At 40.4% G+C, this 10710-nt stretch carries 9 protein-coding genes and 1 pseudogene; 6 read left to right on the top strand and 4 right to left on the bottom strand.

Going from position 1 to position 10710, the window contains the following annotated elements:
• From FILTAD_RS15775 to FILTAD_RS04670, 4 genes are all read left to right on the top strand, one after another.
• Positions 1–758 (top strand): S-layer homology domain-containing protein (locus FILTAD_RS15775; protein ID WP_162497508.1); only part of this gene is annotated, 758 nt, incomplete at its 5' end.
• Between the two features lie 328 nt (positions 759–1086).
• Positions 1087–2352 carry a DUF3221 domain-containing protein gene (locus FILTAD_RS04680; protein ID WP_124069359.1) on the top strand — a complete coding sequence of 422 codons (1266 nt, stop codon included), beginning with the start codon at positions 1087–1089 and terminating at the stop codon, positions 2350–2352.
• A gap of 169 nt (positions 2353–2521) precedes the next feature.
• Positions 2522–3973, top strand: a complete 1452-nt coding sequence (locus tag FILTAD_RS04675; protein ID WP_124069358.1) for an S-layer homology domain-containing protein — start codon at positions 2522–2524, stop codon at positions 3971–3973.
• A 149-nt stretch (positions 3974–4122) separates the two neighbouring features.
• Complete coding sequence (locus FILTAD_RS04670; protein WP_124069357.1) at positions 4123–5826, top strand: DUF4855 domain-containing protein; 1704 nt, start codon at positions 4123–4125, stop codon at positions 5824–5826.
• A gap of 140 nt (positions 5827–5966) precedes the next feature.
• On the opposite strand, the gene FILTAD_RS04665 is transcribed toward FILTAD_RS04670, so the two are convergent.
• Genes FILTAD_RS04665 through FILTAD_RS04655 form a run of 3 tightly spaced genes read right to left on the bottom strand, consistent with a single transcriptional unit; the run spans position 5967 to position 7408 of the window.
• On the bottom strand, positions 5967–6347 hold the full coding sequence (locus tag FILTAD_RS04665; RefSeq protein ID WP_124069356.1) for an EamA family transporter: 381 nt from the start codon (positions 6345–6347) through the stop codon (positions 5967–5969).
• Positions 6344–6703 (bottom strand): DUF2304 domain-containing protein, encoded by a 360-nt coding sequence (locus FILTAD_RS04660; protein WP_238988146.1) that lies wholly within the window; start codon positions 6701–6703, stop codon positions 6344–6346. Before FILTAD_RS04660 ends, FILTAD_RS04665 begins: the two co-directional genes overlap by 4 nt.
• Before the next feature lie 15 nt (positions 6704–6718).
• Positions 6719–7408 (bottom strand): glycosyltransferase family 2 protein, encoded by a 690-nt coding sequence (locus FILTAD_RS04655; RefSeq protein WP_124069355.1) that lies wholly within the window; start codon positions 7406–7408, stop codon positions 6719–6721.
• Positions 7409–7451: 43 nt separating this feature from the next.
• Here FILTAD_RS04655 and FILTAD_RS04650 point away from each other — a divergent pair, with 43 nt between their 5' ends.
• Both FILTAD_RS04650 and FILTAD_RS04645 read left to right on the top strand, forming a co-directional pair.
• Entirely contained in the window at positions 7452–8642 is a 1191-nt protein-coding gene (locus FILTAD_RS04650) for a glycosyltransferase family protein (RefSeq protein WP_124069354.1), read from the top strand.
• Between the two features lie 113 nt (positions 8643–8755).
• Positions 8756–10213 (top strand): O-antigen ligase family protein, encoded by a 1458-nt coding sequence (locus FILTAD_RS04645; protein WP_124069353.1) that lies wholly within the window; start codon positions 8756–8758, stop codon positions 10211–10213.
• A 298-nt stretch (positions 10214–10511) separates the two neighbouring features.
• Here the strand turns inward: FILTAD_RS04645 and FILTAD_RS04640 are convergent.
• Positions 10512–10710: pseudogene (locus FILTAD_RS04640) on the bottom strand (IS5/IS1182 family transposase); the annotation flags it as partial.

Raw genomic sequence — 10710 nt, 5'->3', positions numbered from 1 at the left:
CTGTTGAAGATGCGGCAATTGTATCAGTAGAAAAAGGCGTTATCACTGCAAAAGCAAAAGGTGAAACAACAATCACGATTACACATGGAGATAATACAGTAAATGTAAACGTTACTGTAACGAGCCCTGTGATAGTAGATCCAGGCCCGGTAAACCCACCGGTAGAACCAAAACCTGAAGATCCGAAACCAATAACACCACCTGTATTCTCGGATATCACAAACGTTTTCGCTAAAGATGAAATCAACAAACTTGCAGCGAAAGGGATTATCCAAGGGAAATCAGATACAAACTTTGCACCAAATGCACAAATCACACGTGCCGAGTTTGCGGTATTGCTTGCGCGTTCACTAGAACTTCCAACGAAAAAGTATGAAGGAACATTTAGTGACGTAAACACAAGCAAGAAATGGGCATACGCAGCAGTTGAGGCAGCTGCAAAAGCTGGTATTGTTAATGGAACAGCGGATGGGAAGTTCAATCCGGACGCTCCAATCAAGCGCGAAGAAATCGCAGCAATGGTTATTAGAGCGCTAGAATATCAAGACAAATCAAAATTAGAGAACCTTGATACACCTGCCAACTTTAAAGACCACGGTCACATTGGTGCATTTGCAATTGACTCCGTCTACAAAGCAACAGCACTTGGTGTCATCAAAGGTAACGAAGGCAATTTCAATCCTAAAAACAATGCAACACGTGCAGAAGCAGCAGTTATGCTTTACCGCGCATTGGATACACTTGAATTGCTGAAATAATGTAAAGGAAAAGAGCCGACTCATGTCGGCTCTTTTTTGTGCGTGAAAGTATGATCGCGCGCGGCGAGGGAATGAGCGCAAAGCGAAGGAATATGATCGCGCGCGGCGAGGGAATGAGCGCAAAGCATGGAAATATGATCGCGCGCGGCGAAGGAATGAGCGCAAAGCATGGAAATATGATCGCGCGCGGCGAGGGAATGAGCGCAAAGCGGAGGAATATGATCGCGCACGGCGAAGGAATGAGCGCCCAGCAAAAATATGGTAACAAAAGCCCCCATCAACCGTCTAATCTAGTAGACTAAAACTATAAACATAAAGGCGGGAAGACATGCTAAAGAAATCAATAGGAATAGGGCTACTAGCCTTCGCAATTATCCTTTCCGGCTGTGGGTCCACAGAAGAGTCGAAACCAAAACCACAACCCGAATCACCAAAAACAATCACAAGTTCAGACGGCAGTGAGTGGGAAGTACTGAAAACCGTTGAAGGCAGGGACATCATTGCGGAACTGGAACAAACGACAGAAGAAACGCGAATACGTGATGAAAAAGCCACCAAGGTTGTTAATCAAGAGGACTATAAAAATGGATTGTTTGGCAAACCATCGCCTGATCTAGCCGAAGAAATGACCGTCCAAGGAATCGAAGGAATGGTAGTTATCGATGCCTTCAATGAAGTCTATGGTGGGTATGAAGGAACCGCAAATGCGGGGGTCACTTTTTTCGAATGGAAAAGCGGTGGTGCAAAACAATCCGGCATTTGGATTGGTATTAAAAATCCTGATGAAAAACTCAACAAATTGGTTAGCACTCTGCAAGAACAAGTGGACAACGGTGAAATCCTAGCGAAGTACATTTACTTTTATCATGCACCCCATACAGAAAAAGAAATTAATACATTAACATCCACGGTTTTCAGTTCGTTGGATAGGGTACGTAGATTACACGAAAAACCGGACAGCGTTTCAGCAAGTGTGTCTGTAGATACAATCACCGAGGACATCGAAATCGGGCATGATTTCATAACCGAGGACCAAAAAGATATTCTTCGAAAAGAGTTTTCGGATTATAAAATAGTGTTCGAACAGGAAGGGAAACTTGTTCCAACTGGCGATGAACCCGACATAACATACCCATCCGATAAAACGACAACAACGCCTTCAACGAAGGGTTCATACGTTGTAAATGTCACTGACAAAGGCATGACGGTTGTCAGCGCAAAGGCGAGGAATTATAGCGGGACTGGCGGTAAGGAAGAACATTTCAGTGCAATAAGTGTTGCCTATCCAGACGCCGATAAAAAACTAAAAGTTGGCCAAAGAGTCGTCGTCGAATACACTGGCAGTATATCATTATCCTATCCTGGACAAGGTAGAGCAAAATTCGTGGAAGTCCTACCGGAATACAAGCCTAAGAATGCAAACCTTTCAGAATCACAAGTTGTCAAAAAGGCAGTGGAAATAGCCGATGAAAAATCCACATGGGTACCTGCAATCCGGTCCATTCAATATGATGAACCATCAAAGGTGTGGAAACTATCTATTCGACAAGGCGAAGAGACTTATGAACTTGAGATTGATGATGTAATCAAATGATACTGGGTTACTAGTGCACAATCCGGTGCCTGTCACTCAAACAAACAAACACGAAAGTTAAAACTAACATGAAAGTTTGAGTGACTGTAACCATATAAAAGTGTTTCCTTAGTCCAAACCTTCCAAAAGTCTGTAAATTATAGTAGTATTGGTACATGGAGGGATTGTCTTGAAGAAAATAAGTGCTCTATTGTTATCGGCAGTATTAATCGTAATGGGGAGTGTAGGTTCAGCTAAAGCAGCTGGCTTCTCGGATGTGAATGCTAGTCATCCGTTTTATGAACATATGACCTATTTATTTAATGAAGGAATTATCCAAGGTTTTGAGAATAATCGTTTTGCACCGGACAGGCAAGTAACGCGTGGTGATGCGGCATTGATGATTGCCAGAACGCTTGATTTGCGGACAGCAAAGCGTGACACAAGTTTTTCTGATGTAACGAAACAAAGTGCTGCATCGGGAGCTATTCAATCAGCAAGTGAATTGGGAATTATTAACGGATATACGGATGGTACATTCCGTCCGGATGAACGCGTTAATCGTTCACAAATGGCGAGTCTATTGGCACGGGCATTTAAACTTGTGGACGAGGAAGCGCTTCTATTTAACGATGTGCCTGTTAGCGCTGATGCCTATTCAGATATTCGAAAAGTAATTGCTTTTGGTGTGACAGAAGGGTATTCGGACGGGACTTTTCGTCCTACAACTTCATTAACACGTGCTCAGTTCTCTGCATTTTTAGCGAGGGCAACAAACGATACGTTTCGGTTGAAAGTATTTGCGTGTGGCTATAACCCGGAAAGTCGCGTAAACCCGGATTCGCAAACTATGAATTGTTTACTAACAAAAGCTGCGCGACAATCAGAAGCTCAGATTCCACCTGAAATTTTAAAATCAGTAGCGTCTATAGAAAGTAACTGGAAACAATTCGACGAAAATGGCAAGCCAGTTATAAGTGCTGACAATGGAATTGGCTTAATGCAAATAACTGATACGTATGGTTTTGACGTGGAACGGTTAAAATACGATGTGGCTTATAATATCGAGGCGGGAATTGAGTTTCTCGTTAAAAACTTCAAACGAAGTGATTTACCTAAATTCGTCAATCACAATCCAGCTTATCTTGAACATTGGTATTTTGCAGTTATGGCATACAATGGAACGAAACCATTGAATAGCCCTTTCTACAAAGCAACCGGTAAGCCGAATCCAACAGCCTATCAGGAAAAAGTTTACCGAAAGCTAAGTAAGGCGGGCTTGCAACAAACGAATATCAAAGCAATCAATATGTCAGTAGACGATTTTCATTACAATGTAGACTCAGATAAAAATATACAATTCAAGAAAAAAGTGTTCAACCTTTCGGAAAACGCAACAACGTCAACAGGTTTAGTAAAAGCCGGTGACAAGGTTACGTATGCCGGTTCAGGAATGCGAACAGAACCCAATACAGGGTCAGAGCTTAAACCGACCTCATCAGTAGATAAATTCACAATTATCGGTGAACCAGTATATGATACCCAGGCTAATTCGACGAACCAATTTGTATGGTATCCAGTTCGAACAGTTACAAATGGTAAAAAACAATCCGGCTTCATCGCATCACCTTACATTCGCTAAATGGTGTCTGTCACTTATCCAAACACGAAATTTTGAGTGACTGTTACCGTATTCACACACCCGGTGTCCAGTTACTGACACAATTTGCGCTCTTTCAATTGTGACAGCAACTGGCACCGTATTTACTATGCACTTATTGGAGGCACTCGATGAAAAATAGTAAACCTATACTTATGGCTTTTGCAGCATTTTTTTACATACTAGTCCTGAACACGGGAACAGCGCAAGCAGCTACTTATAAAGATGTGACTTATGAGTACTGGGCATATGAAGATATTCAATTCATTTCAAAGCACGGGGTGATAAAAGGATTTTCGGATGGAGAATTTAAGCCCGGATTGGGTATAAGTCGAAAAAATGCTGCGGTTATGATGACGCGCGCATTGGATCTTGATGAATTCAAGAAAACGCCAGTCAAACTACTCGATATGAAACCGACTTCCCCGAATTACAAAGAAGTGATGATTGCACTTGAAAAGGACTGGTTGTCGCGGGAAGATGGTAAATTCAATCCGAACAGTCCTTTAACGCGTGATGAAATGTCGAAGATGCTTGCAACGGCATATGCCTATGAAGGTAGAGGACGTTCGTTATTTACGGATGTGCCGGCGGATGGTGCTTACTACCCGTATATCGATGCAATTGCTTTTTATGACATCACAACAGGTTATACCGACAAAACGTTTCGTCCCAAGGAAATAGTGACTCGTGCACAATTTAGCGCATTTCTTTCTCGTGTCTATCAAAAACCGATTGCCTATGAGGTGAAAAGTGACAGTCATACGGTCGCGGTCGTTCCGTCGGTAGAGGATGCATTGGATGTAGTGGCAAATTACGAAGACGGTACAATCCACCCACAAAGCAATAAATTCGTGGAATATGCGCAAACGATCGCGACTGCGGATAAAACAAATTTAAATAGTGGGGTACTTATCTACAATGATGTGAATGAAAAGAAACCATTCACGCCGGCCTTTTTCAATCCGTATTTGAGCTACCGTGCCGAAGATGGAACGATGCGGGATATGTTTGATACATTTATCATTCTTGGACTCCGTTATAATAACAATGCCAATCAGTTTACGGATACTCCGTTAAACCATGCGAACTATGTGGATTGGGAAAAGTATGTGAACAGGACATTTTCAACTGAAGGTGTATTGCAAAACTTAAATACTTCGGCAAGGACAAATAACCGGAAAGTGGATGTCTATGTAGCGATACCTTATCCGAAGAAAAAGGAACCCATTATCACTTTGGATGGGGACGAACTAGCAAATACAGTTTATTCACGTTATGACTTGGCGAAATGGTACATCACGGAAGTTCTTAACAAGTTCGATAAAGCCGATTATGCCAATTTGAATCTTAAAGGATTTTATTGGTTGAGTGAAACGGTAAGAACGGATGAAGATGGATTACTTATTTCATCGATTTCAGGTTTATTGAAAGGCCAGGACAAGTTTTTCATCTATTCACCGCATGCAACGTCAACAAACTTCTACAAATGGAAGGATTACGGATTTGACGCTGCCTTTTTACAACCGAACGCGTTTCGTACATCTGTACCAGGTAAGGCGGAGCGTCTTCATCGTGCATTTTTGAACGCTCAAATTTATGGGACGGGCATCACGATGGAAATTGATTCGTATGGAATGGGCCATGTAGAAGAAGGGCGAGGCGTTGATGAGTTTACTCTTTATATGGATTTCGCAAAACGCTACGGTCTGGATGAAAAAGGGATGATGTTCTACCAAGCGACCAATATGGTGGAAAGAATGGCAACAATCGATCATCCAGTTTATAAGCAATGGTATGAACAATTGACATCAACTTTTTTTAACAAAAAGTAATTGCAGAAAGGTTTAGCGTTTAGATGCTAAACCTTTTTCTGCGGATTGAATAGATTTCGCCGGATTCAATAGACAGCAAATGCCAAAGAGAATGTAAAGTATCACTTTGGCATTACTTAAAATCCGGAACGATAAATAGCTCAGTTTAGTGTGATTGCTGACTCTGAAATTCCTATTATTGACACACCAAGCATTATAAAGAGAACTCCTACAACTTTCCAAAACGTAAGGGGTTCACCAAATATAAAGTACGCTCCAAAAAGAGTAATGACATAAGCAAATGATTGCAACGGATAAGCGACACTAAGTTGGACTTTGGTTAAGATGAAGAGCCAAATGACGGTGGCCACTCCGTACATGATAAGACCGGTAAATATATACGGAGAGAATAACACCTTGAGGATATCAAAAACAGAACCAAAGTCATGTTCTTTCTTCGTCATTCCGAATTTCCATAAAAACTGACCCGCAACAAGAATCGCGGTATTGAGTAAAATTAAAAGTAAATAAGTTGGATTCATTTTCCAGACCCTCTTTTTGATTCCTGAAGCTGATTGTCTAGGAATCCTATTTCTTGAACAAGTTGTTTAATTAGTTTTTCATGACGGGATAAAAGTACTGTTTGATAGGTTAAAACGATTAAAATAACGAGAAATGCGAACATGAAAACAAGTGAGGGCATATAGGATATCCCGATTTTGGTTGAAACATCGTTTAAAAAAGGGAGACTTAGCGATAAAAATAGCCCGGCAATCGCAAAAATTATCCAAATAAATGCGTACTTGTCGTGTAATTTATTTTTTGCAGTCAAGTATACAACTTGAATTAGAAACAGCAATGCAGCGGCAAATGTAATCCATTGTATCGTTGAATTCAATTGAAAGGCTCCTGTCTATAGATAAGATCGGATAAGTGAGAAGAAGGTTACTTTGATCATATAGTAGATCCCTTTGGATTTACTTATACTCGAAACACCGCCTTGACGGTCGTTCATTTCTGCTTTTACTTCCTTAATCCGGAACTTTTTTCTTGCAAGTTTTACAAGAACTTCAACCTCGGGATAATCCACGGGATAGTCTTGGGCAAATAGTTGAATAACCTTCCGATTCACAATGCGATAGCCGGAAGTTGGGTCTTTCACTTCAATTCGCGCAATGACTTTCAATAAATAATAAAAATAGTAAATCCCGATCCTTCGAGTTAAAGTACCTTTGTAAGCGGTCGTTTCGAGAAAACGAGATCCGATTACCATGTCGAAATCCCCGTCTTGAATAGCTTCCAGGAGGTTAGTAACTTCACTCGGATTGTGTTGGCCATCTGCATCCAGCTGTACAGCATAGTCATAGCCCATACGCCATGCGTATTGATAGCCAGTTTGCATGGCTCCTCCAATCCCGAGATTGACTGGAAGGGAAATATGGTTTATGTTGTTTTCCTTTAAAATACGAAAGGTACTATCTATCGAACCGTCATTAATTACTATATAATCAAATGGAGTGAACGACTGAATAAGCCGAACGGTATTTAGAATGGTTGCTTCTTCGTTAAAAGCTGGGATGATTATTAAAACAGGTGATGTCATAAGCTACTCCTTGCATTATTTTACTTTTGGAAAGGTGACTTGAATGAACAGAAAATCAGGATTTGTTTATAGTATTGTTTTTATCTTTTCGCTACTAGTATTGTTCCTCTATTTAACAAAGGTTACTATGCCCTTTATGAATGTTACACCTGACGGCTTACTTTATTATAATATGGCTGAGAACTTATTGAAAGGTAATGGATTAATCAATCAAGTTCGTATAGAGGGGATTATTGTACCACCACTTTTCGCTGTTATCCTTGCACCATTTGCATTTCTATTTGACTCGGAGGCACCTTTCTTCATTTTCCAGTATGTGCTATACGGGCTTAATGCAGTCTTTACAGCATTTATGGCCAAGAAATTTTTTAATTCCTATTTCGTGGCTCTTGTAGTCGGCCTTTTATATGGCATTCAACCTGTGCTGTTTAGAAATGGTCCGCAGTATTTATTGACAGAGACTATTTTCATTACGTTGATATTGATATCCGTTCTATTGTTGAAAAAGTGGATTGACTCAGGCGGAGCCATCAAGAATGCTGGATGGCTGATCACATTTATAAGCCTGACATTGCTGTTTCGACCACATCTTCTGTTCATGTTCGTTTTAATAGGGATGCTTGTCCTCTTTTTTGCGATAAAAGACAAGAAAAAGTTGGTGATCATCGTATTTGCGACTATCCCAATTGTCGTATTGTCTATAAACGGGCTTTACAACAAAAGCCTACATGGTGAATTCGTTACGTTGGAAAATTATAGTGGTCAAAATATGTACATCGCGAATAATCCCGAGTCAAAAGTAGCTTTTTACGCGACGACTATTCAAGATCAGTTTGTAGAGCCCTATTATTTCACGCTTACCGATAAAACATTATCCGAAAAAAGTACGCTGTTAAAGAAACGGGCATTGAACTATATAGTAGATGAGCCCGTCGACACATTAAAACGTACAGTCGGGAAAATGATGCTCTTCTTTAAACCGCTTGATAAGATTGACCTGCTATCTATTTTGTTGAGCATGACTGGACTTGTGGCAGCAATCTTGTTTGACAAAAAGCGTAGAGTACTTCATATTTCCATGCTTATCTATATGATCGGTTTTACATCGTTGACTGCCCTTGGCTTACTTATTGGTGGACAACGATACCGTGCACCACTTACGCCAGTGTATCTTATTTATAGTGGATACCTAGTCATTTCAGTGAAAACATTATTTTTTCATCAGAAAAAGTGAATCATTTTACGTTTCTTTTCGTCTATTTAGCGACTGTGAAAAATTAACGCCAAAAAGCCATGGTTCCTGTGGTATACTGTATCCTTGAATCGACAAAAGAAAGGGTTTATCGAATGAATCTGACATCTAGACTTAAAGAAATAACTGTTCCACTTATAGGTGCAGCTTTGTTACTTCTGACATTGCTCATCCCGTCAGCAAGTGTCGCCTACATGACGACAGCTATTTTAGCGTTGGCTGCACTCATTAAGCCAAAACAATCGATTTTATTTTTACTTATTTACTTTCCACTCCGTTCATTTTTAATCGAAATAAGTCCTGAACTTAAACTAGTCGGGGACATCGTCATTATCTTTGCATTTCTTCGTGTCATTTGGGACTCGCGCAAAGACGTGAAAGCAATCTTCCATTTCGAAGTGTATGAGTGGGCTTTCATTGGTTTCTTGGGTATAGGAATTATTTCTGCCTTACTAACCGGCGTTGGACTAATGCCAATCATTTTCCAAATACGTGCATTTGTTATTACGTTCCTACTTCTTTACATTGTAAAAAGACTTGCTATCACCAAGCGCGACATTATGAATTTCCTCATACTAACGCTTGCTGTAACGATAATTCTTATTGTACAAGGACTTGTAGAGAAACTATCCATGCGTTCAGAACTTATGCCTGAAAAGTGGGTCAATCGTTCACTTTCGCCAAATAACAAAAGCCGGATTTATGGCCTTATTAATAATCCGAACGTGTTAGCGGTCTATTTAACAATATCGGGATTACTAACGTATTACTTGAAGACACTACTTCCGAAAAATAAAATGCAATGGGTACTAAACATTGTACTTATTGTCCTTGCGGGTACATGGATTTTAACATTCAGCCGAGGAACATGGATTGCTTTAGTAATTGGACTTGCTGTTTACTTCCTTCTTACACGCAACTGGAAATTCATTGTGAAAACGGGAATCGCTGTTGCACTCGGGTTTATTTTAGTAGCAACACCTGTCACATATGCTACACAGTGGATTAGCAGCAACACGGAAATTGGTAATTTTGAACGTACGGGACCTGCAGAAGATGAAGGTGGTTTCGCTGTCGAAAAGACACGTATTACTGAAACCTTCAACGCAAGCACGTTCGACAAAAGTAAAACATCGGGACGTCTTTTCATCGTTAGTAAAGGCTTCGAAGTGTTTAAAGATCATCTAGTTATCGGGACAGGTTTCGCGACATTTGGAGATTCAGCTTCAAAAACATACTCGTCTCCCATCTATAAAGACTATGATATTGACGTTGATATTTACTCCGATAACCAATACATCCAAATCATTGCACAGACCGGCTTCTTTGGAGTCCTCCTGTTCGCAGTCTTCCTGCTAGGGATGCTTTCGCTATTCTGGAAAAAACGCAAAGAATCCAAGATGGCTATTCCAATGCTTGCTGCTTTAATAGGTATATTCTGGTGCGGTCTTATCTACAATATATGGGAAGACAAGACATTCACCATGTACTACTATATTTTGTTAGCCGCGTTCATCTCCATTTCAGGACGCAAAACAGATCTTCCTGAGTAAAAATTGCTAATAAGGTTGTCCTCTAAGTCGACAGTAATCGACTTAAGGGACAATCTTTTTTTGTGCAATAAAACACGTCTGTTGAACGGGAATGTCAGGAAATCGAATTATGATGAACAAATGATTCTATATAATCTCCAGCGAAGGCGCCTCATAGGGGTAACCGAAGCAATAAGACTGACAGCGGTCTTCGAGGCCACTGAAAAACTAACCTTTCAGGGAACAGTTCGATTATTAGACAAAAAAAAGCGACTAATTTCCATCCATTTTGGAAATTAGTCACCTTTCCTACTTCCTTTTAGCTCTTTTTTACCTTGAGTAGGGTTTGGATCCGCTTCATATTTACAGCGAATATGGCGGTGGCCCCTTGTATTTGCAGGCCGAATAGACCCGGGGACGATGCTGTTTCAAACCCGTGTCTGTGCTTTAATTCACTATTTTTGGCTTCGATTTTGTAGCGCTCTTTCATTTTCATTTTGAAATAGTCGCTTTCTTGG

This window comes from Filibacter tadaridae (genome assembly GCF_900609045.1).
In the GTDB taxonomy this organism is placed as follows: domain Bacteria; phylum Bacillota; class Bacilli; order Bacillales_A; family Planococcaceae; genus Sporosarcina; species Sporosarcina tadaridae.
Note: the sequence above shows the minus strand (reverse complement) of the source record. Positions and strands in the feature narration are given on the sequence as shown.